The organism is Phenylobacterium sp. LjRoot219, assembly GCF_964252995.1.
Taxonomy (GTDB): Bacteria; Pseudomonadota; Alphaproteobacteria; order Caulobacterales; family Caulobacteraceae; genus Phenylobacterium.
Window position 1 is genome coordinate 1 of record NZ_CAXUQI020000003.1, and the last position, 24,197, is coordinate 24,197.

The following is a 24,197-nucleotide window of genomic DNA, read 5'->3' on the forward strand; positions in this document are numbered from 1 at the left end:
GCCGCACTTGCACAGCGGCGCGTTGCCGATGCACTCGGAGAAGCCGTACTGGTTGCCGAGCGTCTCGACGCCGAAGAAGTATTTGACCTGGTCCTCCCAGTCGGCGGGCGCGTCCTTGTAGCCCTTCATGCCGCCGCCGCCCTGCAGGATCGAGCCCGGCGCGAACTCGCAGCGCATGCCCTTGTCGAGGCCGGCCCTGGCCACCCGATAGAGGTCGGCGAAGGTGCCGCCGACCTTCACCCGCTGGCCGCGGAACTGGTCGATCAGCTTGCCGAACCAGGCCTCCATGTCCTGGTCGCGACGCCGGCCCTGTTCGAGCATGGCGCGGCGCTGGTCGAGCAGCGCCGGATCCAGCCCCAGGCTGGCCACCTCGCCCTTGTCCTCGGCCGCCTGCAGACGGCCGGACAGCGCCATCAGGTCGGCCGGGATGTGGGTGTCGTAGAGGGTGTGGTAGTGCTCCGGCCCGCCGGCCATCTCGACGTTGAACAGGCTCATCATCTTGAGCATCGTCTGATAGCCGCCGCGGTAGCCGGGGAAGAAGGTCTCCAGCTTGGTGGTGTGCGGATCGACGCCGCTGGAGGCGCGGTTGACGCTGAAGAAGTGCGCCCGCCAAGCGCCGAACTCGTCGTAGGAGCGCGGCACGAAGCTGAGCTTGCCGGTGGTGCCGCTCGAATAGGTCACCAGCATGCCGTAGGCCTCCAGCCGGCCGAGCCACTGCTCGATGGTCGTCAGGCCAGCGAGGTCGACCTTGCTCAGGTCGTGCGCCGTCAGCTTGCCCAGCCAGCTGGTGAGCTTGGCGAAGTCGCGGTTCTCGATGATCTGGATCGGGTAGTTCTTCAGCACCCGGTGGTCGAAGCAGACCGGCAGCACGTCTTCGAGTTTTTCGATGCGCTCGACGCCCTGCCGGTCGGCGAGCTTCTTCAGCGCCGGAATGCGGTTGCGTAGCCGTGCAAAATTGATGCGCACCGCTTCGAGTTGCAGCTTCTCGCGCTCCTCACGCGGGATCGCGTAGAGGTCTTCAAAGCGACGGTAGGTCCAGGCGCCGGGATTGTCCGGCAGCAGCGAAATCGCCATTGCGCTCTCCAAATTTGGACAGAGGCGATACGCGACGTGGCGCCCACTGAGAACGTTCGAATCCAGACTTGGAGCGATAGGAAACCCCAATATCGCCTGTCGCCGGGCCATAGAACCTCGGCTTCGCGGCAACCACAGGTCCTTCCACGACAGCTGAGCTATAGGCCCGCCCAATGGGAGCTAGCTGTAAATCCGCGTATCCGCGCTTCTCGATGGACTTATGCTTTCCGCGCTGAAACATCCGGCAGCTCCTCCGCGTGGAAGCGCCGGCCAATGAACATCGCCTCGGGGAGGGCTTCGCATTGCTGCGCGCCAAAGGAATCCTGTTTATCTCGACCGCCCTGGGACTGGGCCTCGCCCTGCCCGCGTTCGCCCAGCAGCAGCACGCCCGGGCGGCGAACGAGACGGTTCTCGAAGACGTCGTCGTCACCGCCCGCCGCGTGGAGGAACGTCTGCAGGACGTCCCGATCTCGATGACGGTGTTCAACCAGGCGCAGCTGGACGACCGCAACGTCTTCTCCGGGCGCGACCTGGCCACCTACACCCCGTCGCTCACCGCCAATGCGCGGTTCGGCGCTGACAGCACCTCGTTCTCGATCCGCGGCTTCCAGCAGGAACTGCGCACCACGGCCTCGGTCGCGGTCTACTTCGCCGACGTGGTGGCGCCGCGCGGCGGCGGCTCGACGACCGCCGGCGACGGCGCCGGGCCGGGATCGTTCTTTGATCTGCAGAACGTCCAGGTGCTCAAGGGACCGCAGGGCACCCTGTTCGGCCGCAACACGACCGGCGGCGCCATCCTGCTCGTGCCGCAAAAGCCGACCGCCGACTTCGACGGCAATTTCGAGGTGTCGTTCGGCAACTACGACATGCGGCGACTGCAGGGGATGATCAACCTGCCGCTGAACGAGAATATCCGCCTGCGCCTGGCCGGCGACACGCAGGAGCGCGACGGTTACCAAAAGAACCTCAGCGGGATCGGGCCGCGGCGCTTCAACGACATCAACTACGACTCGTTCCGGGCCAGCCTGGTCGCCGACATCACGCCGAACCTCGAGAACTACACGATCTTTTCGTGGACGCGCTCGGACGTGAACGGCCATATCCCGAAGGTGACCAACTGCTTCCCGAACGTCCTGCCGGCGGGCCCGCTCGCCTGCGCGCAGGTCGCGCGCGAGCAGGGCACGAGCGTATTCGACGTGGCGAACACCCAACCCGACGCCGTCCAGTACATGAAGCAGTGGCAGGCGATTAACACCACCACCTGGTCGCTCAGCGATACGGTGACGCTGAAGAACATCGTCAGCTACGCGGAGCTGAAGAACATCAGCCGCAACGAGTCGTTCGGCACGTTCTGGCCGGTGCCGCCGATCTATCTCGGCCGGCCGACCGGCGCGCTGGCCGGGATGCTGACCACCTTCGTGCCGATCCGCGCGGCCGCGGGCCTGACCAGCAACAACCAGTCGACCTTTGTCGAAGAGCTGCAAGTCCAGGGGCGGACCGGCGACAACCGCCTGACCTATCAGGGCGGCGCCTACTTCGAGCAGAGCAAGCCGATCGATCGCTACGGCAACCAGAACCCGACGCTGATGTCGTGCAGCAATTCGGACCTATTGCAGTGCACCGACGTGCTGGGCCGACTGCTCGGGCGTGAGGGCCAGCTCGGCAGCATGTCGCGGCAGGTGGCCGAGACCTCCTTCCAGAACCTCGGCCTGTACGCCCAGGCGACCTACGACCTCACCGACCAGCTGAAGTTCACGGCCGGTTATCGCTACACCTGGGACCGCACCAAGAGCCACGCGCAGAAGCTGGTCTACCGGTTCCCGGCGGCGAACGACGCCCGCCTGTACTGTCTCGACCCGACCGCCGGGCCGAACGGACCGGTGCTGGTGGGCGGGGTGCTGAGCTACGCCAACTCGCTGCCGCTCGGCACAGTCGACACCGCCTGCGCCCAGACCTTCAGCCAGAAGTCCGATGCGCCGACCTGGATGCTGGGCCTGGATTACAAGCCGGTCGACGACGTTCTTCTGTATGGCAAGTACAGCCGCGGCTACCGCCAGGGCAGCACTAACGCCTTCGGCGCCAACGGCTTCGAGACCTTCCAGCCGGAGCAGGTCGACACCTACGAGATCGGCGCCAAGACCAGCTGGCGCGGCGCGATCCGCGGCAACTTCAACATCTCCGCCTTCTACAACGACTTCACCGACCAGCAGGTCCAGGTCGGCTTCCGCTCCTCGACGAACGCGGTCGCGCCGAACACCGGCATCGTTAACGCCGGCAAGTCGCGCATCTACGGCGTGGAGGTCGAGACCACCATCTCGCCGTATGAAGGCGTCACTTTGAGCGGCAGCTACGCCTACCTCAACACCAAGCTGAAGGAGCTTGATCCGGTGGTGATCCCGCCGGGCAGCCTCTACGACGCCGTCATCCCGACCTCGGTCGCCGGTCGCCCGCTGATCTACACGCCGGAGAACAAGCTCTCGGTCACCGCGGCCTACCAATTGCCGCTGGCAGAGAGCATCGGCGACGTCACCGCCTCGATGACTTACACCTACACGGGCAGCATGTTCTCGTCGTTCCAGACGAGCGCCGGCAAGATCCCCTCGGTGGAGCTCGTCAACGCTAACCTGAACTGGGACAACATCGGCGGCCGACCGGTCGACGCCGCCCTGTTCGTCACCAACCTGTTCGACGAGAAGTCGTTCTACGCGGTCAACGACCAGACGACTTCGGGCTTCGTCGCCCGGTTCTACAGCGAACCGCGCATGTACGGCGTCCGCCTTCGGGTCCGCTTCGAACCCTAACGGTCTGGAAAATGCAGATGCGGCTCCGCGGCTTCGCCGCGGGGCCGCTCGTGTTTCCGCCCGGCCGGGCCGGCGCTCACGTCATCACCCCGGCGGCGGGGGGAGGAGTAAGAATTCATGATTGTGACCTCAGACGCGGCCACGCTGGACACCGTGGAACTCGCCCCGCGCATCGGCACGGAGTTCCTGGCGACCAAGGACGATGTGCTGAGCGGTAAGCATGCGGCCCAGGTCCGCGAGACGCTTGAGCAGCGCGGCGTGGTCGTCTTCCGCGAGTTGCACCTGACCAAGCCTGAACAGATCGCCTTCGCCGAGACCCTGGGCGTCGTTAAAGGCAAGTCGCAGGGCGGCATCATGCCGATCACCCTCGACAAGACGATCAATTCCTGGGTCGCCGAGTACCTGAAGGGTTCGTTCTACTGGCACATCGACGGCGCCAGCGACGACATCCCGAACTTCGCGGCGCTGCTGAACGCCCATGTGCTGTCGCCGACCGGCGGCGCGACCTCGTTCGCCAACACCTACGCGGCGTGGGACGACCTGCCGGAGGCGGAGCAGCTGCAGCTGTACGGCGTGAAGGTCCAGCACTCGTTCGAGATCTCGCAGCGCTACGTCAACCCGACCCCGACGGTCGAAGAATTGACGTTGTGGCAGAAGTACGAGCCGAAGGTGCACCCGCTGGTCTGGACCCACCGCTCGGGCCGCAAGTCGCTGGTGCTGGGGTCCACCGCCTGGGAGGTCCAGGGCATGGCCCCGGCGGAAGGCCGCATGCTGCTGTGCAAGCTGCAGGAATGGGCGACCCAGCCGCAGTTCGTCTACCGCCACGAGTGGCAGGTCGGCGACCTGCTGATCTGGGACAACACCGGCACGATGCACAAGGTCGACCCGTACGATCCGGAAAGCGGGCGGATGATGAGCCGCACCACGCTGGAAGGCGAAGAGTCGATCGCCTGAGCGGACCGAGCACCGCTCGGTTCAGCGCGATTTGTCTCAATCAAAGCGAAGTTGTGCGCGGCCCGTCCGCCGCCGCGGTCACCGTTCGAGTTTCTGTGAGGGGGCGGCGGCCGCGAGGCTGGCCCCAAAAGGGGGGGTATTTTGAGTAAGCAGTGGAGCGCCGCGATCATGTGCGGCGCGGCTCTTGGCGCGCTGATGGTTTCCTCAGCCCAGGCCGCTTCGGCGCAGGTTCAAGAAACCAATCTCGATCCGGTGGCGGAGGAAATCGTCGTCACCGCCCGCAAACGGCAAGAATCGATTCTCAACGTGCCGGTCGTAATGACGGCGGTCACCCAGGAGCAATTGGAAGCCTACGCGACCAACGACCTGATCAGCGTCGCCAACCGCGTGCCCGGCCTTTTGGTCGGCGCTTCCCTCGCCGCCAATGGTCTGCAGGTGTCCATGCGGGGCATCGGGACCACGGCCAACAACGCAACGGTCGACAACTCGATCTCCCTGAACATCGACGGCCTGCAACTCAGCCAGGGCCTGGCGTACGGCTTGGGCATGTTCGACGTTGGCCAGGTCGAGGTCCTCAAGGGACCCCAGGCGCTCTTCTTCGGGAAGAACAGCCCGGCCGGCGTGATTTCGCTGCGCAGCGCCGATCCGTCGGATCTGGCCGAGGTGATCGGCCGCCTCGGCTACGAGTTTGAGGCTCGAGAGAGGGTCGGCGAACTGATCCTGTCGGGGCCGGTGAGCGACTCGCTCAAGCTGCGCTTTGCGGTCAGATTTTCGGACCAGGACGGCTTCTTCCGCAACACGGTGCAGGCGCTCCCCGGGACGGGAAGCGTCAATCCGACCAACCGCCGGGTGACGCCGACCGAGGACTTGATGTTGCGCGCGACCGCGCTTTACCGCCCGAACGCTGGCTACAACGCGCGCTTGAAGCTGTCCTACCAGGATCAGGACCAGCAAGGCACGTGGCCGGCGCTTCAGCCACGCTATTGCCCGGAGGGCACGGGCGGTGTGCCGCCACTCAACATTCAGTTCATCGGCGGCGACTGCAAGATGAACCGCGACATGTATGCGGCCTGGCCGGACCCGATCGCGTTCAGCGGCTTGCGTAACAACGGCAAGCCGTTCAACCACCTGAAACAGGCCCTGGCGTCGCTCGAACAGAACATCGAACTCGGCAATGCTCTCACGCTGACCTCGGTGTCTGGCTTCTACACCGTCAGCCAGGAGTACCTTTACCTGGCGGCGATGGGCACGGCGATCCCGCTGGTCTCGGACAGCGACTTCGCGAGCGACCAGTGGACCCAGGAACTTCGACTCGCGTCAGATTACGCTGGGCCCGTCAATTTCGTGGCAGGCGCGTTCTACCAGAACGCCGGCCAGACCACCGACGTGCTGCTCAAAGGCAATCCGGCCCTAGGGTTCCCGGCGGTCTCGCAGTCGAACCGGCATAAAATCGGCATCGAGTCCTGGTCCGCATTTGGCCAGCTGATCTGGAAGATCACGCCCGAGCTCGAGTTCGCACCCGGCGCGCGGTGGACCCGTGAGAAGCGCGACCATCGACAGTACAACTACCTGCCGGCGAGCGGTCCGGTCGGGCGTTCGACGCTGCTCGACCCGTATGTGTCTTCGAACAATGTCTCGCCTGAAGTGACCCTGACCTACAGGCCGCGGGACGATCTCACCGTCTATGCTGCCTACAAGACCGGCTATAAGTCGGGCTCCTTCAACGGAACCATCTACGCGAGCCCGACCACGCCGGCTTCATTTGGCGACGAGCAGGCGAAGGGCGGCGAAGTCGGCGTCAAGAGCCGGTTGTTCGACCGCCAGCTCGCCATGAATGCAACCGCCTACTACTACCGGTACTCGGACCTGCAGGTTGGGGCGGGCGAGATCCGCGGCGCGGTGATCATCAACCGGACGCTGAACGCCGCCTCAGCCAATGTCTACGGCCTCGATTTCGACGCGGCCTACGCGCCAGCGGCGGCGCCGGGCCTGAGCGTTCAGACGGCGGTGAACTACAATCAGGCGTACTACACGTCGTTCCCCAATGCGCCGTGCGGCAATGGCCAGACGATCTCCCAGGGGTGCGATCAACTGCTGAACCCGACGACCGGCAGGTTCTCGGCGCAGGACATGAAAGGCCGCGACCTGGTTCGCGCGCCCGCCTGGATGGCGACGCTGGGGGCTGACTACGAACGGTCGATCACCGACGACCTCGTCCTTCACCTTGGCGCGTACGCGAGCTACTCGTCGAAGTACTCGCTGAATCTGACCGATCTGCCGGGCTTCTACCAACCCGAATACATCAAGGCGAATGCGACCGTCACCTTGAGGGGCGCGAACGACGCCTGGGAAGTTTCGCTGATCGGCAACAACCTGACGAACGAGATCACCTCGGCCAACTGCTTCAATTCCAACCTGCAGAACGGCAGCTTCTTCGGCGGACAGATCCAGGGTGGTCCGCTGCCCGGACCGGCCGGAGGCGACGAGGCCAACTGCGTGGCCGAGCGAGGCCGCGAGGTATGGGTCCGCTTCACTGTCCGGCCGAGCGTCTGGTCCGGGCACACGCGCTAGAACAAGGTCGGCGCGGACCGAGCTCGCAGCGGCCCAAACAGCCGTCTGCGGGCTTTGGCCCTCGCAGGGGAGGAACTCGTCATCGTCGAACGTGCCTCAAGCTCGAGTGAGCCGCTCGAGCCGCCTCTCCGCGCGGGCATGCTCGCCGCACACCCCTGGGCGGCGGTCGCGCTGCTCATGGTGGTGACCATCTTCAACAACGTCGACCGCTTCCTGCCGGCTATCCTGGCCGAGCCGATGAAGCGGGAGTTGGGGCTCAGCGACACCTTCCTCGGCGTGCTCAATGGCCTCGGCTTCCTGGTGATCTACGCCCTTGCGTGCATACCGATCGCCCGGCGCGCGGACAGCGGTCGATTCGGCGCCGTGATTAGCGCCTCGCTCGCGGGCTGGAGTCTGATGACCCTGCTCGGCGGTATGGTGGTCTCCGCCTGGCAACTCGCGGCGACCCGCGCCGGGGTCGCGCTCGGTGAGGCCGGCAGCACCCCCGCCTCCCACGCCTACATCTCCCGGAACTTCCCGCCCGAAAAGCGCGCCGGCGCCTTGGCGGTGTTGGGCCTCGGAGCGCCCATCGGGGTCATGGCGAGCCTCATCGCCGGCGGCGTCATCGGCGAACTGCTTGGCTGGCGATCGACGTTCATGCTGATGGGGGCGATCGGCCTGGTGCTGTCGGCGGTCGTGCTGATCGCGCTCGGCCCGGGCCAGGCGCTGCCGACGGCGGCCGCTGGCGCCGAGCCCGCGGACCTGAGCGTCATTCTGCGCAAACCAAGCGCACTAGCGCTCTGCGCCGCGAGCGGCTTCATCGCCGTCGGCGGCTATGCTTCGGGCGCGTTCTCGCCCGCCTTCCTGATCCGCGCGCAGGGCATGTCGGTAGGCGCCGCCGGGCTTCAGCTTGGCCTGCTCGGCGGAGCCCTCGGCATTATCGGAATGCTGACCGTCAGCTGGCTCGGCGCTCGCCTCGCCCGGCGGGACAGTCGTCTGCCGTTAGCGCTGCTGACGCTGCTGGCTCTTGGGAGTAGTCCGTTTGCGCTCTACGCCTACCTCTTCGCGGAAGGACGCGTCGCACTCATCTGCGTCGCGTTGGGAAATCTCGCCTCCACCTCTTACTTGGCCCTCACGGTCTCTTGCGTTCACAGCCTCGCTCCAGCAGGCGTGCGGGCCCGCCTTTCGGCGGTCCTGCTGTTCTGGATGGCGATCCTCGGCGGCCTCGGCCCGCTGCTTACCGGGATGATCAGCGACGCGCTCACCGCCCAATATGGCCCCGGAGCCCTGGGGCTCGCCCTTCTGATCGCACCTGCGAGTCTGGTCCTGGCCGCTGCTTGTTTCGCCATCGCCATGGCCACGTTCCGGCAGGACGTCGTAGAGGAAGTTTAGCGCGCGGTCCGGCTTGCAGGTGCGACGCGGTCATGGAGCCGAGGCCCACTCATTGAAGATCTGGTTGGCGTTCTTCAGAGGGGACGCCTTCACCCAAGGCAGCGAGGTCGTAGCAGTGAAGTTGAAGGCCGGCCGTACGGAGAGCCTAGTGAGAGCCGCCGCACTTTTCGCCGCAGCGTCTCTCTTGAACGCTTGCGCAGGGAGCTTGCCAGAACCGGGGAAGATAGTCCCGGAGGGCAGCCGATACGTCGCCATGGGCAGTTCCTTCGCTGCAGGCCCAGGCGTCACCCGGTCAGCAGACGCCCCGCCGACACGGTGTTCTCGTTCAGCCGACAACTACGCTCACCAGTTGGCCCGGAAGCGGAATCTGCGTCTCATCGACGTGAGTTGCGGTGGGGCGACAACCGCGCATGTTCTCGGGCCTTGGGGCGAGCTTCCACCACAGGTGGACGCCCTCACGCCCGACACGCGCCTCGTGACCGTCACTATCGGCGGCAATGATCTCGGGTACATCGGCAGCTTGCTAGCTGGGTCCTGCGCGGTGGCCGAGGGCGCCCAGAAGTCGTCGCTGTGTCGGTCCCGCACCAGCAGCGATCCGCAGGCCCGGAGCCGAGCGCTCGCCGCGCCGACCGAAGAGGCATGGGGCAGGGTAGAAGCTGGGCTCGAGCAGATCGCCCGCGAGGTTCGGCAGCGCTCGCCCGCCGCCCGCCTGATGTTCGTCGACTACTTGACGACCCTGCCGGAGCACGGCGCCTGCTCCCAAGTGCCTATTCCCGAACACGTGGCGGCGCGGGCGCGCGCAACAGCCAAGCGGCTGGCGCAACTCACTGCCGTCGTCGCTGAACGTACGGGGGCCGAAGTGCTCAAGGGCTCCGAGCTTTCTCGCAGGCACGACGCGTGCAGCAAGGATCCTTGGACGACTGGGTTCATCGCACCGCCAGGGGCCGAGCGCTTCGCGCCCTATCATCCGAATCTCCAAGGGATGACGGCGGTCGCGAACGCCCTAGATCGGAAGCTCGACCGCTAAGACCTCCGACGACTAACCCCCCGAACCGAACTTCCTGACGTCGGCTTTCGTGCTCGCGCGCCTGCTGGCGCGCTCGAGCGTCTGTGCGCCGGCGGCGTCGGGCTCTGTGCGGCGGGAGGGCTCCGCGACCGCCCGCCGTCCGGTCCCCTGCCCTCGTAGCACTACGCCTGGAACCCACAATGTTGCAGGAGCTATGCTCCCGCGGCTGGTGGAGAGCCGTCCACAGCATCAATTGCGGACCTTGTTAAAAACGAACCGCGCTCAGGCTATGGCGCGCGAGTTGGTCCAGAGCGTCGGACTGCCGCCTCGCAAGGGGCGGGGCGTAGCCGCTCTCCAGCTTGAAGCGGACATCGCAGCGGAGGCCCTCCGGCGCGAAGGTCAAGGCGACTACGGCGTCCAGCTCGCGCGCCAGCCCGCGCTGCAGCAGCTTGGAGCCAAAGCCCGAGCGAGCCGGGGGGAGCACCGGCGGGCCGCCGTGCTCGCTCCAAGATAGGATCAGTTCGCCATCGCCGGACAGGCTCCAACGGAACGTCACTTGCCCCCCCGGCGCAGATAGCGCGCCGTACTTGACGGCGTTAGTGGCGAGCTCGTGCAGCGCCATGCTGAGCGCCAGCGCACGAGGCGCCGTCATCCACACGGACGGGCCGACGCGCGTAATCTGCGGGCTTTGCGCGGCCTCGAACGGGGCCAGGGCGGAGGCCGCCACCTCCGTCAGATCGGCCCCGCGCCAGCTTTTCCTGGTGAGCAGGTCATGCGTCGCGCCGAGCGCGACCAGCCGCGCTTCGAAGGCTTCGCGGGCCATCGGCCAGTCCGACGCGGAACGCAGTGTTTGGGCCGCCACCGACTGCACGGTCGCCAACGTGTTCTTCACGCGATGGTTAAGCTCGTTGATGAGAAGCCGCTGGCGCTCCTCGGCCCGCCGACGCTCCGTGACGTCCGAGACGACGCCAATAACGCGCGATATGCCCTCGTCGGGGCCCGCGATGAAGTCGCTGTAGCCCGCGACGTCGCGGACCGAGCTGTCGGGCAGCCGGATGCGGTACTGAAACTGGCGCCGCCCGGCACCCGCGCGCCTCGCGGCGTGCCAATCGGCGCGCAACGTCAGATGCGCCTCCTTATCAATTCGCCCAAGTGCGTCCCCTACGGTGATCCTCTCGTCCGGGCCAAAGCCGTAGATCTCGCGCGCTCGCGCGTCGAGGGTCGCCTCAAAAGTCTCCAGGTTCCATTCGAAAACTCCGAGCTGCGCAAGGGCGACGGCCGCGCTGAGGCGTTGCTGGCTCTCCGCCGCCGCCGCCTCGGCCCGGAGCGCTCGTTCGATCATACGCCGCTGGCGCTCCGCCTCGGCGGCCGCCTTACGCTGCGCGAGCACGCGCTCGGTCGTCTCCACAACGACGGCCAGGACGCCGGCCGGCTGGCCGCTCTCGTCTGGCACCGGCGAATAGTCGAGATCAAGCCAGCGGCGTTCTCGCTTGCCTGCATACTGGCGCGTGAATGACTGGTCTCGATACCGCAGGGTCGTCCCGCTCAGCACCGTCTTCATAATAAGGTCGCTGAACTCGGCAGCCTCAGGCCAAGCTTCGCGCACATTGGCGCCGAGCAGTTGGGGGTGGCGGGCGCCGACAAGCTGCGCATAGGCGTCGTTGTAGATGTTTACGCCGGCCTCGCCCCAGAGCAGCACCATCGGAAGCGGCGACCGCAGCGCGATAGCCGTGGCGGTCTTGAGGCAGGACGGCCAAGCAGCTGGTGGCCCGAGCGGTGTCGAGGCCCAGTCGTGGGTCGCTATCCGTTCGGCGGTCGCGCCGCCGAGGCGCAGGAACCATGCCTCGCCTGGGTTTTCAGCCGAAGTGGTCATCTCAACCAATGTACTTTTCGCGGAGCGGCGCAGCTCAGTTCGTGAGGGTCGACTCTGATCGCTAGCCCGATGGGCGTCCAGGGATTTGACGTGAACGGGCCCTGCGCCAGCCCTTCTGCACGTGTCAGAATTCGAATTGAATGCGACTGGAGCCCTCGGCTAAACGCCTGATCTTCTTGAATCTGCACGTTCGAAATCGATGCGAATGTTCGCATTGACCCCTCGATCTAGTACGCAATCGATGCGACTCATTGCGGGGTTCAGAGCCGTGGTGCAGGTGAACTAGACGTCGATAGACGCAAGTGCAGGGCTGCGGGTTGTGACCTAGGCAAGGCGGCGAGAGCGGGGTTCGGAGCGCGCCAACCCCGCGTGAGGCTTCAATCGTTCGGAGGGTCCTAGTCGCATCGAATTCGAACGGAAATGTCTGCCGAATTTGCGACTCGCATCCATTTCGAATTTTGACACACCGGCTTACTTCACCGGGACGGCGCGATTTCCGAGATAATAGATTGGGCGTGAAACGCCCCTCCCCGGCCCTGATGAGGCCGCGGTTCAATCACCCCACGAAAGTGATCGATCCGCTTGCCGCGGCGCTTCGAGAAACCTCCGTGCGTTGCTGATCCCCGCTCTTGAGACGCGACCTGGCTCTCGAAAGGCTTCCAGGCGGATGTCCAAGTTCGACCAGCACTATATAGGGAGCGTCTGAGACGCTCGAAGCAGCTAAGCCTCAGGCGTCAGATTGCATAAGGACTCCCGAATGAGCGACGAAGAGAACAACGTGATCGGGATGGCGGCTGACATCGTGTCCGCCTACGTCGCCAACAACAGTGTTTCGGCCAACGATCTGCCGAACTTCATCAGACAGGTTCACGACGCTCTAAAGGGTATTAGCACGGGTGCCTCCGAAGCTCCTGCCGCGCCCCAGACGCCCGCTGTCTCGGTGCGAAAATCAATCAGCCCTGACTTCCTGATCTGCCTTGAGGACGGTCGGAAGCTCAAATCCATGAAGCGTCACCTTCGGACGAAGTACGAGATGAGCCCCGAGGATTACCGGGCGAAGTGGGGGCTACCGAAAGACTACCCGATGGTCGCCCCGAACTACGCCGCCTCACGGTCGGCGCTGGCGAAGAGCATGGGCCTTGGCCAAGGCGGCAGAGCGCCCGCAAAGGCAGTGGCGGCGGAGAAAGCTCCTGCGGTTCGCAAGCCCCGCGCAAAGTAGTCCGCCCATCAAGCCCCGCCAGCGATGGCGGGGCGGCCGGTGACTCGCGCGAACCTATAGAGGCTCTGCTTCAGGCCGTTCACGGCGCACTTCGCCAGGGTCCTTGTCGTCGCGCAGTCCCTTGAAGCTGGCGTGCCGGATCTTGCCCGACGCCGTCCACTCCTGGAACTCGGCCTGCGCGACCAGGATCGGTTCGACCCAATGCACGTGGGCGCGTGGCGGGTCGCCGGTCTTGAAGGGGTTCATCTTGGTCTTCAGGGGCTCCAGGCGCTTCAAGAGGCCAGGCTCGGCCGAGAAGCCCCGCTCGAGGCTGCCGACGTAGGTCAGGCCTTTCGGTCCCTGGACGCCGACGAGGATCCCTTTGAAGTGGCGGCCAGCTTCTTGCACCCAGCCGCCGATGACGAACTCCTGCGCGAGGCGGCACTTGCTCTTCACCCACGCGTCGCTGCGACCCGCCCTGTAGAGGCTGTCACGGCGCTTGGAGACGATCCCCTCCAGCCCTAGCCGGCAGGCGGAGGCGAGTAACGTCGGGCCGCCCAACGGGAAGCTGTCGACTGCTCGCACGGTCTCGCCCAATGCCGGCGCGATCGCGTCGTCGAGGACTTCCTTGCGGTCCTTCAATGGGAAGCGGCGCAGGTCGTCCTGAGCGCGCCAGAGGATGTCGAAGGCGAAGAACACCAGCTTGTCGGTGTCGCCCCGGCCGATCGCAGCCCGCAGGCCCGAGAAGGTCGGCTGCCCGTCAGCGCCGATGAAGCATAGCTCGCCATCCAGGATGCAGTCCGGGCAGGCGGAGAGCTCCGCGGCGAGGCGAGGCAGTTTCTGCGTCCAGTGGAAGCCGCGGCGCGTGAAAAGGGTCACCGCTCCAGCCTCGATGCGAGCCTGCAGGCGATAGCCGTCGAATTTGATCTCGTGGATCCAGGCCTCCCCACTGGGTGGCTCGCGCACAAGCTGCGCGTGCTGGAACTCCAGGAACCCCGGCATGGGCTGGCGGACGTACTGGCGCTGCGACGACGGCCTCCGGGCCACGGGAACCTCTCTCTGGGCCCGCGAGTCAGGACGTCATGAGCGACAAGGTTCCGACCGCGCGTGAGGTGCTCGCCGCCTACATGGCCGCCCCTGAAAGCCGCGAGGCTGTCGGCCAGCGCGTCGGCGGGGACCCGGCGGATGAAGCAGAGCATTTCTACCTCTGCCAGGCGTGCCAGCAGCCGGTCGACATGCGCGACCTGGCGGCTGTCTTCCACCATGAAGACCTCGGTCATGAACCCTTGCCCGCCGAAGACGCGCAACGGCTGATCCGGATCTCAGAGCAGCTGCGTGATGCTCTTCAGGCTCAAACGCCGCAGGGACTTGGATCGCCAGCTAGCGTCACCAAATAGGCTCGGCGCTCGGCAGTTCGCCTCGTAGCGCCGGCGGCTCTGGCGCTGCGTACCTTGCGCCGGAGCCGCCCTCCCCGTCTCCCACCTCCGCGTGCTGCGGCCAACAACCGCGACCGTAGGATCGTGGACTCGCTTGCGGTGTTCTGCTTTCGTTCTTGTGGAGCAGCCGCCATGACCAGAGCCACCAATCCCGACCGACGACGTCTCGACGCTCACGTCGGCGCGCGCATCAAGGCGCGCCGCAAGGAGCTCGGTCAGACGCAGTGGATTCTGGCGGATCTCCTCGGCGTGAGCTGGCAACAACTCCAGAAGTAGGGCTCGCCTCAAGGTTTGCACCCCAGCGCACGCTAAGCGGAACGGACACCGTAGACGGGAGCTATTCGATCCGGATCCGCTCGACGGCGTCCTGGGTGATCTTGTCGTCCCGGCGATCATAGAGCTTGGTGGTGCGCGGCGAGGCGTGATTGGCCATCTCCTGGGCGAGCTCGAGCGAGCCGTCGTTGAGCAGGAAGGTGGTGATGCCGGTGCCGCGGAACGAATGGTTGCCGATCTTCTCGACGACGCCGGCCTTGGCGGCGCGACGACGCACCATGGCGTAGGCGTCGAACCGCGTCAGCCGTTCGGCGGTCAGCGCGCCGGTGCGGCCCCGCGCGGAGCGGAACAGGGGGGTTTTCGCGTCCTGCGGCCCGAGCGCCGCCAGGTAGACGTCCAAGTGCTCGAGCAGGCGGTGATGCACCGGCATTTCGTGCACCTTGCCGCCTTTCTCGTGCAGCCGCAGCCACGAGCGGCCGGCGGTCTGCACCAGGTCCTCGACGTCCATGCCGACCGCCGCCGAGATCCGGGCGAAGCTGTAGACCATCACGCCGATCAGCGCCCGGTCGCGCAAGCCCACCAGGCTGTCGGTCTCGATCGACTCGATCAGCCGCTTGGCCTCGGCGGCGGTCAGGATTGGCGTCTTGCCGCGCTTGGTGCTGTAGGCCGGTCCGCGCACCGGCGCGGCGGGGTTGTGGTCGAGCACGCCGTGGCGGGCCAGCCAGTCGAACAGCCCGCGCAGCGCCGCCAGCCGCTGCTTGACGGTCTGCGGCGCGAACCGCGCCGCGACATGCTCGACGTAGGCCGAGACGTGGATCGAGCGGATCTCCGCCAGCGACCCGAGGCCGGCGACCGGCGCGAAGGCCAGGAAGTCGGCGACAGCGGTCATGTAGGCGGCGCGCGTGTTGGCGTTGCGGATGGTCGCGGCGAAGAACTCCAGGAAGCGTTCGGCGGCATCTTCGTGGGTGTCGGCGACGATCGCCGGCACCAGCGCGCTAAAGGCGGGCGCGGCGGCGACAGGCAGCTGGCGATGTGCGGCAAATGCGCAGGCCGCACTGGCGGCGTGCCCCCTCAGCCTGCGATCGCCGCGTCGTCGCGGTCGCCGGTGCGGATGCGCAGGGCCTGCTTGAGATCCAGGACGAACACCTTGCCGTCGCCAATCTTGCCGGTGTTGGCGGTGCGCGCCAGCGCCTCGACCACCACCTCTACGATGTCTGACGGCACGGCGATCTCCAGCTTCACCTTCGGCAGCAGCTTTATCTCGTACTCCGCCCCGCGGTAGACTTCGGTCTTGCCGCGCTGGCGGCCGTAGCCGCGCACCTCGGTGACGGTGAGCCCCGAGGCGCCGGCCTCGGTCAGGGCGTCGAGCACCGCGTCAAGACGGCTGGTCTTAATCACCGCGACGATCATCTTCATGGGCGCGCGCCTCCGGTTAATACTCGCATAGGACTCCGCCGCGCGAGACCGGCGCGGCGGCACCCGGGGCCAGCACCGGGCGGACGGCCCGCCGCAGAATCCGCGCGGGCCGCAGCTTGGCGGCGAAGGTCTGTTTGACGGTCTCTATCAGCACGCCGAAGGCGCCCAGCGCCAGGCCCGAGCCGACCTACTCGAAGCGCTCGCCGCTTCTTCGCCCGGCATCGCATCAGTTTTCAAAAAAACCGAGCACGCCAGCGAGCGTGACTGGCCGGAAGGTCTCGCCCTCGGGCGAGGTCAGCTTGAGGTCGGCTCAAGACCGCCCCGGCGGCTTGCATAGCCGCCACGGTCGCCCCATCGAAGCCTGGTATTTCGACCACCTCAGCCCAGCTTAGGTACGGCCGCCAGAGTAGAAGATCGTAGGCCTGGTAAGGACCGACTCCGGTAAGCTGAGCAAGAACCTGCACGGCCGCTGTATTAAGGTCAATGGGATGCTTCATGACTACACCAATTATAGAAATCCACCTCGCCTACGATCCAACCGGGACAGTCCGGCCGCCGAGTCCCTCGCTCAAAGCCGCTCCACAATGGTGACGTTCGCCAGTCCGCCCCCTTCGCACATCGTCTGAAGGCCATATCGCTTGCCGCGCTGCTTCAGCGCGTAGATCAGCGTGGTCATCAGTTTCGCACCCGAGCATCCGAGGGGGTGACCGAGGGCGATCGCGCCGCCGTTCACATTCAGTTTCTCCCGATCGGCGCCGAGCGCGTGAAGCCACGCGACCGGGATCGACGCGAAGGCTTCGTTCACTTCATAGAGGTCGATGTCGTCGATCTTCAGGCCAGCCTTGCTGAGGGCGCGCTGGGTCCCGGGAATCGGCGCCTCGAGCATGATCACGGGGTCCCCACCGACCACGGTCATTTGGTGGACACGCGCCAGGGGTTCGACGCCAAGGGCTTTGAGGCCGCGCGCGTTGACGACCAGTAAGCCGGCTGCTCCGTCGCAAATCTGGCTGGATGTCGCCGCCGTGATCACGCCGCCGTCTTGCAGCAGTTTCACGGCCTTCATGGCGTCGAGAGTGGTGTCGTACCGAATCCCCTCGTCTGTCGCGTGGCATTCCATCACACCCTTGGCGTTGGCGACCTCGACCTTCACGATCTCGTCGTTGAAGAGTCCCCCGCGCGTCGCCGCGATCGCCTTCTGATGGCTGTTGAAGGCGAACTCGTCGAGTTGGTCTTTAGTGAGTCCGTACTTCTTCGCCACCAGCTCGGCGCCGTGGAACTGGCTGAACTGGATGTCGGGATATCGCGTCGCCATGCCCGGGCTCATGCAGACGCCAAAGCCGTTCTTCGCGGGGAGGTCTGCGGGCAAACCCATTGGCACGCGCGTCATGCTCTCGACGCCAGCGGCGATCACAACGTCCATCGCGCCGGAGATCACCGCCTGGGCCGCAAAATGCAGCGCTTGCTGAGACGAACCACACTGGCGGTCCACGCTCGTCGCGGGAACGTGCTCCGGTAGTTTGGATGCCAGAACGGCGTTTCGGGCGATATTGTTGGACTGTTCGCCGATCTGGCTGACACAGCCAAGGATTACATCCTCGACTAACGCCGGGTCAGCGCCGGTTCTCTCAATCAGCGCATCGAGCACGACACCGGCTAGGTCGGCCGGATGCCAACCCGCAAGTTTGCCCGACCTGCGCGCGCCCGCGGTGCGCGCAGCGGCGACGATGTAAGCCTGAGTCATGTACGTTCCATTGCGACAGACGGCCATCGCCGTTTGGCTAATGGAGTTCGCTAAGGCGCTGCCCTGCGGCCGTCAACGTCAATGGTGATAGTTTTTAAATCACTACCGAGAAGTTGAACCTCACCTCTGCGTGAGGCAGCGGCTGCTATCCAGCTCGAGGACAGGGTGCATTTCTCGGTCGCTGCTGTCGGTTATGGCTCTTGGAGCAATTCGGGTTCAGCGCGAGGAGCGGCCATTGAGTTCGAGCAGGCTGAAGCTCGCGCCCGCGGCCTCACCGAGCGACCTCGAACGATGTCATGCACGACGGGCGGCGGTCCGACGGTACTCAGCGCCACGGCGCAAACACCACCAGCCGGATCGCGCCGAGGGCGTCACAGGCCCGATCATCGTGTCGGCGCTTTTCGCCCGCATGACAAGGGAGCGCCTCCAGGGCACCTGGCTCGTACGGCGCGACGCTTAGTGGGCAGGGCCTGTGCTATAGCGCGTTTCGAGAAGGTCGATCTCCCGCACCAGCCGCCGCACGGAATCCTCGGGAAGTTCGCCCGCGCGGGCCGCATCGAACAGACTGGCCCGTTCGGCGCGAAGCCCCGCGACGCGCAGCTTTCGCTCCACCTCCTCGACACGCCGCCTGTGCACCGTGCTCTCGGCGTCGAGCCCGCGACCGTCGATCCGCAGACGATAAAGCTCCATGACCCGACCGGCGGTCTCGGCGTACAGGTCGGCGTCCGGCCGTCCCTCGGCCAGGCGGTGTTGCTCGGCCTCGATCGCCTGGATTGCAGCCTCGGCGGCCGAGATTCGGACGGCCTCTTCCTTCGCCTGCACCGACGGATCGGGCGGCAGCTCGAGGCCTTTGAGAATTGGCGGCAAGGCGAAGGTGGCGATCAGCAGGGTGGCGACGATCACGCCGGCTGCAAGGAAGATCGCGAGATCGCGCGCCGGGAACGGCGTCCCGTCGTTCAGCGCCAGCGGCAGGGTCAGAACGCCCGCAAGGGTGATCGCCCCCCGCACGCCCGCCAGCGACATGGCCAGGACCAATCGCTTGCCGACCTTCGGTCGCCGATCACCGCGCATCCTCGCGCGGAACCAGGTGAGGCGCAGGGAGGCCCAGACCCAGGCGAACCGCAGCGCGGCAAGCGCCGCCACGATGGCCAGAACATAGATTCCCAGCCACCAGGGCTCGGAGTGGCCCGTCATGCGGACAGTTGCGGCGGCGCCGGCGATGATTTTCGGCATCTGCTCGCCGAGCAGGACGAAAATCACGCCGTTCGCGGCGAACTGGACCGTGTCCCAAACGGCCGTACGCCGCACGCGCGTCACCGCCATGGCCGCGCCGGTCTCGGCGAAGCTCATGGTGATCCCGGCCGCCACGGCGGCCAGGATCCCCGAGCAGTGGAAGCGCTCGGCCAGCAGGTAGGCGGCGAAGGGGATCATCAGGCTGACGATGATCTGCGCGCCAGTTTCTTCCCCGAAGCGCGCCGAAGTCCAGGCCTTCAGCCGCATGATGGCGAAGGCCGTCGCCACGCCGATGGCGACACCGGCTAGCGCCAGCCACACGAACGTCCCGACCGCCGCGATCAACGAGAATGTTCCGGTCAGCATGGCGGCGACCGCAAACCGCATGCACACTAGGCCGGAGGCGTCGTTCAGTAGCGACTCCCCTTCCAGGATGTGCATTATCCGCCGTGGGATCGGCGCGCGCGCGGCCACCGCCGACACCGCAATCGGGTCGGTCGGCGCGACGACGGCCGCCAAGGCGAAGGCGACCGGCAGCGGCATGGCCGGAATCATCCAGTGGATCAGGAGCCCGACGCCCGCGACCGTCAGCACCACCAGGCCGAGCGCCAATTCGATGATGATCGCCTTGTCCCGCAGGAGCTCGCTCTTGGGGATGCGCCATCCGTCGAGAAACAGCAGCGGCGGCAGGAACAGCACGAAGAACAGTTCCGGATCCAACAGCACCGTTTCCAGCGGCGACAGGGCGATCGCCGCGCCGATCAGGATCTGCACGATCGGCAGCGCGATCTGCGTTGCTCGGGAAAGGACGCCGCTGACCACGACCGCCGCCAGCAGAACGAGGACAATTAGGACCTCTTCCAAAGTTTCTCCATGTATCGGCGCGGTCAAGCGGCGTAAGCCGGCCTTCAGGTCCCCCGGCCGGGCTCGCCGCGTCGCCCTGCCGCCGTCCGACCGCTCGACTCCTAGCTTCTTCTCGGCGCGGCGGCCTCCGGACCACGACGAGGCTCTCAATCACCGTTCGAAGCTCTTTGAATTCCATTGGGCCCGGGATGGCCTGCCGCCGCTTTATGAGAACTACAGAAGCGGCCGTTGCTGTAAAACCTCGGGGAGTTTAGTTGGCGCTGTGATCCTGAGCTGCTTGTTGACGTTCATACGTCCATAGACGACCGTGATCGCTGACGGGGAAACCCCGAACACGTCGGCTAAGAAGAGCACCATGTGATCGGTCGCCCGCCCCATTTTCGGGGCCGCGGTCACGCTCACTTTGAGTTGCCGTCCTTTGGGTTTCCCGATCGCGTCGCTGCGGGCGCTTGGCTTGCCCAGGATGTTCAGGACGAGCGTGTCATCCTCCCACCAGAAGAATGAATCCCCTCGTCCGTCGGAGCCTTCTGACTTTAGGGCCGGCTTCTTCTTCACTTCGGCAACGGGCTCCTTCCTGGTGACAGCGGGCCGAACGCATTGACATCGGGCCTGAGGCCGGCTGCTTTGGACGGGCGAGAGGCTCAATCCTACGTCTCGAAGGATATGGATCGGAGCCTCCAGCCAGCCAGCTGGCGGCGGCCCTAAACTGTGGCGGTCCGCCCCTCGTCCCAGGCGATTTGCTGGTCGAGACGCCGGACGAGAGCGTCGTACTCGGCCCAGAGCTCAGGCGGCAGGCGCGTCCCAAACTTCTCGTACGCGGCGGGGATGAGCGAAGCCTCTTCCTTCCAGACGGAACTGTCCACCGACAGGAGCAGGTTGAGCTGATCGTCGGTCAGGTTCAGACCGCTTAGATCGAGGGAATCACGCGTCGGCACCCGCCCGATCGGCGTCGACAGCGCCTGGGCGCGGCCCTCGATCCGCTCCACGATCCATTTCAGCACGCGCGAGTTCTCGCCGAAGCCCGGCCAGACGAACTTGCCGCTCAGGTCCTTGCGGAACCAGTTCACGAAGTAGATGCGCGGCAGCTTGGACGGGTCCGTCCGCTGCGCCATCGACAGCCAGTGGCCGAAGTAGTCGCCCATGTTGTAGCCGCAGAACGGCAGCATGGCGAAGGGGTCGCGGCGCAACTCGCCGATCTTGTTCTCGGCCGCCGCCGTGCCTTCCGAGGCGACGTTGGAAGCCAGGAACACGCCGTGGTTCCAGTCGAAGGCCTCGGTCACGAGCGGCACGGCGGTCGCACGGCGGCCGCCGAACAGGATCGCGGAGATCGGCACGCCGCGGGGGTCTTCCCACTCCGGCGCGATGATCGGCACCTGGCTTGCAGGCACGGTGAAGCGCGCGTTCGGATGCGCGGCGGGCTCAGCGCTGGCAGGGGTCCAATCGCGGCCGCGCCAGTCGATCAGGTGCGCGGGAGGCTCGTCCGTCAGCCCCTCCCACCAAACGTCACCGTCATCGGTGAGGGCGACGTTCGTAAAGACGCAATTGGCGTAGAGCGCGTCGATCGCGTTCTTGTTCGTCGAGACGCCGGTGCCCGGCGCGACTCCGAACAGGCCCGCCTCCGGGTTGATGGCATAGAGCCGGCCGTCTTCGGCAAACCGCATCCAGCAGATGTCGTCGCCGATGGTCTCTGCTTTCCAGCCCGGGATGGTGGGCTGCAGCATCGACAGGTTGGTCTTGCCGCAGGCGCTCGGGAAGGCGGCGGCGACATAGTGAGTCGCGCCTTCGGGCGAGGTCAGCTTGAGGATGAGCATGTGCTCGGCCAGCCAGCCCTCGTCACGGGCCATCACCGAGGCGATCCGCAGGGCGTAACACTTCTTGCCGAGCAGAGCGTTGCCGCCATAGCCGGAACCGTAAGACCAGATCTCCCGGCTCTCGGGGAAGTGGGCGATGTACTTGGTCTCGTTGCAGGGCCAGGGCACGTCCGCCTCCCCGGGCTCCCGCGGCGCGCCGACGCTGTGCACCGCCGGCACGAAGAAGCCGTCCTCGCCGAGCGCGTCCAGAGCCGGCTTGCCCATCCGGGTCATCACCCGCATCGAGATCGCGACATAGGCGCTATCGGTGATCTCCACCCCCAAAGCGGAGATCGGTGAGCCGATCGGGCCCATCGAGAAGGGCACGACGTACATTGTGCGCCCGCGCATGCAGCCGTCGAACAGGCCAGTCAGCGTGCTGCGCATCTCGGCCGCGTCAACCCAGTTGTTGGTCGGGCCCACGTCCTCTTCACGTTCCGAGCAGATGAAGGTCCGGCTTTCCACCCGTGCGACATCGCGGGGATCGGAGGCCGCATAGAAGGAGTTCGGGCGCTTCGCCGGGTTCAGCCGCTTGAGCGTGCCGGCCGCCACGAGCTCATCGGTGAGCTGGGTCCATTCCTCGTTCGAGCCGTCGCACCAATGGACACGGTCCGGCTTGGTGAGGGCGGCGATCTGCCGGACCCATTCGAGGAGTCGCTTGTGCCGGGTCGGAGCCGGATCGAGGCCGGCGGCTTTGGTGATGAACACAGGGAAATCCGGTCAAAGTGAAGTGTGAGACATCAGGAGAGCGATTCTGCCTATCGCTATAGGTTTCTCGTTCGCCACTCGCAACGTCCTAACGAACCCCTCGGGTCCGATGAAGTGCGGATGACCGCCATGCAAAGATGGACGCTGCGGAATTGCCTCCAGCCGCGCATGCTTGGCCCGCGGCCGCCTGGCCACCGCCCGGACGGTCCGCCCTCGGACCCGTCACGATCCCTGATCACGAAGAACGGCCATCCCGGGGCTACGCCCCTCGCGCGCCTGGGCTCCACTCAGATCGGGGCCGGTGCGGTCGGCTCAAGACCGCTCCGGCGGCTCGCATAGCCGCTACCTTCGCCTCGTCGAAACCAGGGACTGCGACCACCTCAACCCAGCTTCGGTACGGCCGCCAACGTAACAGGTCGTAAGCTTGATAAGGGCTGACTCCAGGGAAGCGAGCAAGAACGTGTACAGCTGCCGTATTGAGGTCGACGGGACGCCGCGTGAATAGCCCAACCATGGAAATCCTAACCCTAGTCATGCCCTCGCTTTGTCGTCTCAGAGCTGACTCAGCGCGAGATGGGCCCGTTGAGGTCCAGGAGGCTAAGGAGTCTGGCCAGCAGCTGGCCGGGCGTCCGCGGGCAACCGGATATGTGCAGATTCATCGGGATCACGTCGGAAACGCGGCCGACGCGCCCACAGTTCTCCGAAAGGAGACCGCAACCGCCGGCGCAGTCGCCGGCGGCCACCCACTCCGCGCGGGATCACCTGATAGGTCCGCTCCAAGGTCGCGCATGCTGTTGGTGACCGGCCCGGTGACGACGAACCGCAGCCCGGACCGAAGGCGCGATGCTGTTAGGGCGACCTGATCAAGGTGCAGTCCGCTGCATCACTACCTCAGCTGATGCCGGGGACGAACGGTGGAGGGCGGAGGTTCGACCCCATTCTGCGCGGCGAACGCGGTGCGCCACTGTCCCGGTATGTCGGTCAGCTGCGTCCACGCCCGCCAATGTTCCTTTGGATAGACCGCCTCGCGCTTTGCCGTCCAAATGCCCATCCGGTCCAAGATGTCCTGCTCGCGAGTGAGCTGTAATCGAATGTCCTCGACCATTACCTCCCATTGCAGGGTTTCGTTGTTCTGGACGACGACGGTCAGATACTTGCTACGCGACAACTCAGATCTCCTGCGCGTTCGTCGGAAGATTGACGCCGCCATACGCCTTAGCCGCGTCATGACCGCACCCACGCGGCATTCGACTCGGGCCTGGAGGTCCAGGGTGCAACGCTCAGATCCCATGGCGCGCCCGGTGACTTTGGAGGTCCAGCAGCTCGATCAGTCCGCTCAACAGCGCTAGCGGCGTCGGCGGACAGCCGGGAATGTGAAGGTCCACCGGGATGACGTCGGAGACGCGGCCGACACAGGCGTAGCTGTCGGAGAAAAGGCCGCAGCCGCCGGCGCAGTCGCCGGCGGCCACCACCCACTTCGGGCTGGGGGCAGCCTGATAGGTCCGCTCCAACGCCTCGCGCATATTCTTCGTGACCGGCCCGGTGACGAGCAGGATGTCGGCGTGGCGTGGGGAGGCCACGAACCGCAGCCCGAAGCGCTCGACGTCGTAATAGCTGTTGCTGAGCGCGTTGATCTCCAGCTCGCAGGCGTTGCACGAGCCCGCATCGATCTCCCGGATGGCCAGGCTGCGCCCCAGGCGGCGGCGCCCTGCCCGGCCGAGCTCCGAGGCCAGCCGGGCGAGGTCCGCTCGCGCCTCCGCATCCAGCGCGGGGGCGGATTCGGTCAGCGGCCGAAGGAGGCCTTGGATGAGAAGATTGGCCATGGCTG

The 24,197-nt window shown here is 65.9% G+C and carries 20 protein-coding genes; 8 read left to right on the top strand and 12 right to left on the bottom strand.

Going from position 1 to position 24,197, the window contains the following annotated elements:
• The coding region (locus ACSQ14_RS24825) for a hypothetical protein (protein WP_436017633.1) at positions 1-1,074 on the bottom strand (1,074 nt) is incomplete at its 3' end.
• Between the two features lie 302 nt (positions 1,075-1,376).
• Between ACSQ14_RS24825 and ACSQ14_RS24830 the strand changes: the two genes are divergently transcribed.
• The 5 genes from ACSQ14_RS24830 (at position 1,377) to ACSQ14_RS24850 (ending at position 9,798) form a co-directional block, all read left to right on the top strand.
• Complete coding sequence (locus ACSQ14_RS24830) at positions 1,377-3,875, top strand: TonB-dependent receptor (protein ID WP_436017635.1); 2,499 nt, start codon at positions 1,377-1,379, stop codon at positions 3,873-3,875.
• Positions 3,876-3,992: 117 nt separating this feature from the next.
• Positions 3,993-4,829: a TauD/TfdA dioxygenase family protein gene (locus ACSQ14_RS24835; RefSeq protein WP_436017637.1), complete on the top strand. Its 837-nt coding sequence runs from the start codon at positions 3,993-3,995 to the stop codon at positions 4,827-4,829.
• 141 nt (positions 4,830-4,970) lie between these two features.
• Complete coding sequence (locus ACSQ14_RS24840; protein WP_436017639.1) at positions 4,971-7,400, top strand: TonB-dependent receptor; 2,430 nt, start codon at positions 4,971-4,973, stop codon at positions 7,398-7,400.
• Between the two features lie 138 nt (positions 7,401-7,538).
• The gene (locus tag ACSQ14_RS24845) at positions 7,539-8,771 is read left to right on the top strand and encodes an MFS transporter (RefSeq protein WP_436017641.1); all 1,233 of its coding nucleotides are present in this window, start codon (positions 7,539-7,541) and stop codon (positions 8,769-8,771) included.
• 253 nt (positions 8,772-9,024) lie between these two features.
• Complete coding sequence (locus ACSQ14_RS24850; protein WP_436018124.1) at positions 9,025-9,798, top strand: SGNH/GDSL hydrolase family protein; 774 nt, start codon at positions 9,025-9,027, stop codon at positions 9,796-9,798.
• Positions 9,799-10,042: 244 nt separating this feature from the next.
• Here ACSQ14_RS24850 and ACSQ14_RS24855 read toward each other — a convergent pair whose 3' ends face one another.
• A complete protein-coding gene (locus ACSQ14_RS24855) occupies positions 10,043-11,650 on the bottom strand; it encodes a sensor histidine kinase (protein WP_436018126.1) in 1,608 nt (535 codons plus the stop codon).
• 757 nt (positions 11,651-12,407) lie between these two features.
• On the opposite strand from ACSQ14_RS24855, the gene ACSQ14_RS24860 reads away from it, so the two are divergent.
• Positions 12,408-12,869: a MucR family transcriptional regulator gene (locus tag ACSQ14_RS24860; RefSeq protein WP_436017643.1), complete on the top strand. Its 462-nt coding sequence runs from the start codon at positions 12,408-12,410 to the stop codon at positions 12,867-12,869.
• A gap of 54 nt (positions 12,870-12,923) precedes the next feature.
• Here the strand turns inward: ACSQ14_RS24860 and ligD are convergent, their stop codons facing one another.
• Positions 12,924-13,895: a non-homologous end-joining DNA ligase gene (ligD, locus tag ACSQ14_RS24865; RefSeq protein ID WP_436017645.1), complete on the bottom strand. Its 972-nt coding sequence runs from the start codon at positions 13,893-13,895 to the stop codon at positions 12,924-12,926.
• Between the two features lie 35 nt (positions 13,896-13,930).
• Here ligD and ACSQ14_RS24870 point away from each other — a divergent pair, with 35 nt between their 5' ends.
• Together ACSQ14_RS24870 and ACSQ14_RS24875 are read left to right on the top strand one after the other, a co-directional pair.
• Positions 13,931-14,245 (top strand): hypothetical protein, encoded by a 315-nt coding sequence (locus ACSQ14_RS24870; RefSeq protein WP_436017647.1) that lies wholly within the window; start codon positions 13,931-13,933, stop codon positions 14,243-14,245.
• A 171-nt stretch (positions 14,246-14,416) separates the two neighbouring features.
• The gene (locus tag ACSQ14_RS24875) at positions 14,417-14,560 is read left to right on the top strand and encodes a hypothetical protein (RefSeq protein ID WP_436017649.1); all 144 of its coding nucleotides are present in this window, start codon (positions 14,417-14,419) and stop codon (positions 14,558-14,560) included.
• A gap of 61 nt (positions 14,561-14,621) precedes the next feature.
• Here the strand turns inward: ACSQ14_RS24875 and ACSQ14_RS24880 are convergent, their stop codons facing one another.
• The 9 genes from ACSQ14_RS24880 to ACSQ14_RS24920 all read right to left on the bottom strand — a co-directional run bounded on the left by ACSQ14_RS24880 (position 14,622) and on the right by ACSQ14_RS24920 (position 24,192).
• The gene (locus ACSQ14_RS24880) at positions 14,622-15,545 is read right to left on the bottom strand and encodes a tyrosine-type recombinase/integrase (protein WP_436017651.1); all 924 of its coding nucleotides are present in this window, start codon (positions 15,543-15,545) and stop codon (positions 14,622-14,624) included.
• 83 nt (positions 15,546-15,628) lie between these two features.
• Positions 15,629-15,973 carry a P-II family nitrogen regulator gene (locus tag ACSQ14_RS24885; protein WP_436017653.1) on the bottom strand — a complete coding sequence of 115 codons (345 nt, stop codon included), beginning with the start codon at positions 15,971-15,973 and terminating at the stop codon, positions 15,629-15,631.
• Positions 15,974-16,541: 568 nt separating this feature from the next.
• Complete coding sequence (locus tag ACSQ14_RS24890) at positions 16,542-17,714, bottom strand: acetyl-CoA C-acetyltransferase (RefSeq protein WP_436017655.1); 1,173 nt, start codon at positions 17,712-17,714, stop codon at positions 16,542-16,544.
• Between the two features lie 456 nt (positions 17,715-18,170).
• Positions 18,171-19,838: a Na+/H+ antiporter gene (locus ACSQ14_RS24895; RefSeq protein WP_436017657.1), complete on the bottom strand. Its 1,668-nt coding sequence runs from the start codon at positions 19,836-19,838 to the stop codon at positions 18,171-18,173.
• Positions 19,839-20,024: 186 nt separating this feature from the next.
• Positions 20,025-20,366 (bottom strand): DUF167 domain-containing protein, encoded by a 342-nt coding sequence (locus ACSQ14_RS24900; protein WP_436017659.1) that lies wholly within the window; start codon positions 20,364-20,366, stop codon positions 20,025-20,027.
• Between the two features lie 146 nt (positions 20,367-20,512).
• Positions 20,513-22,369, bottom strand: a complete 1,857-nt coding sequence (locus ACSQ14_RS24905; protein WP_436017661.1) for a phosphoenolpyruvate carboxykinase (GTP) — start codon at positions 22,367-22,369, stop codon at positions 20,513-20,515.
• A 259-nt stretch (positions 22,370-22,628) separates the two neighbouring features.
• Positions 22,629-22,904, bottom strand: a complete 276-nt coding sequence (locus ACSQ14_RS24910) for a ComEA family DNA-binding protein (protein WP_436017663.1) — start codon at positions 22,902-22,904, stop codon at positions 22,629-22,631.
• Between the two features lie 351 nt (positions 22,905-23,255).
• Positions 23,256-23,537, bottom strand: coding sequence for a hypothetical protein (locus ACSQ14_RS24915; RefSeq protein WP_436017665.1), 282 nt, complete (start codon positions 23,535-23,537; stop codon positions 23,256-23,258).
• Positions 23,538-23,649: 112 nt separating this feature from the next.
• Positions 23,650-24,192: an NADH-quinone oxidoreductase subunit B family protein gene (locus ACSQ14_RS24920; protein ID WP_436017667.1), complete on the bottom strand. Its 543-nt coding sequence runs from the start codon at positions 24,190-24,192 to the stop codon at positions 23,650-23,652.
• Positions 24,193-24,197 lie beyond the last annotated feature (5 nt).

What these genes read in the sequence shown, in the direction of transcription:
- ACSQ14_RS24835 (WP_436017637.1), top strand. Translation starts at nt 3,993, where the DNA reads ATGATTGTGACCTCAGACGCGGCCACGCTGGACACCGTGGAACTCGCC.
- ACSQ14_RS24845 (WP_436017641.1), top strand. Translation starts at nt 7,539, where the DNA reads ATGCTCGCCGCACACCCCTGGGCGGCGGTCGCGCTGCTCATGGTGGTG.
- ACSQ14_RS24850 (WP_436018124.1), top strand. Translation starts at nt 9,025, where the DNA reads ATGGGCAGTTCCTTCGCTGCAGGCCCAGGCGTCACCCGGTCAGCAGAC.
- ACSQ14_RS24855 (WP_436018126.1), bottom strand. Translation starts at nt 11,650, where the DNA reads ATGACCACTTCGGCTGAAAACCCAGGCGAGGCATGGTTCCTGCGCCTC.
- ACSQ14_RS24860 (WP_436017643.1), top strand. Translation starts at nt 12,408, where the DNA reads ATGAGCGACGAAGAGAACAACGTGATCGGGATGGCGGCTGACATCGTG.
- ACSQ14_RS24870 (WP_436017647.1), top strand. Translation starts at nt 13,931, where the DNA reads ATGAGCGACAAGGTTCCGACCGCGCGTGAGGTGCTCGCCGCCTACATG.
- ACSQ14_RS24875 (WP_436017649.1), top strand. Translation starts at nt 14,417, where the DNA reads ATGACCAGAGCCACCAATCCCGACCGACGACGTCTCGACGCTCACGTC.
- ACSQ14_RS24885 (WP_436017653.1), bottom strand. Translation starts at nt 15,973, where the DNA reads ATGAAGATGATCGTCGCGGTGATTAAGACCAGCCGTCTTGACGCGGTG.
- ACSQ14_RS24890 (WP_436017655.1), bottom strand. Translation starts at nt 17,714, where the DNA reads ATGACTCAGGCTTACATCGTCGCCGCTGCGCGCACCGCGGGCGCGCGC.
- ACSQ14_RS24910 (WP_436017663.1), bottom strand. Translation starts at nt 22,904, where the DNA reads ATGACTAGGGTTAGGATTTCCATGGTTGGGCTATTCACGCGGCGTCCC.
- ACSQ14_RS24920 (WP_436017667.1), bottom strand. Translation starts at nt 24,192, where the DNA reads ATGGCCAATCTTCTCATCCAAGGCCTCCTTCGGCCGCTGACCGAATCC.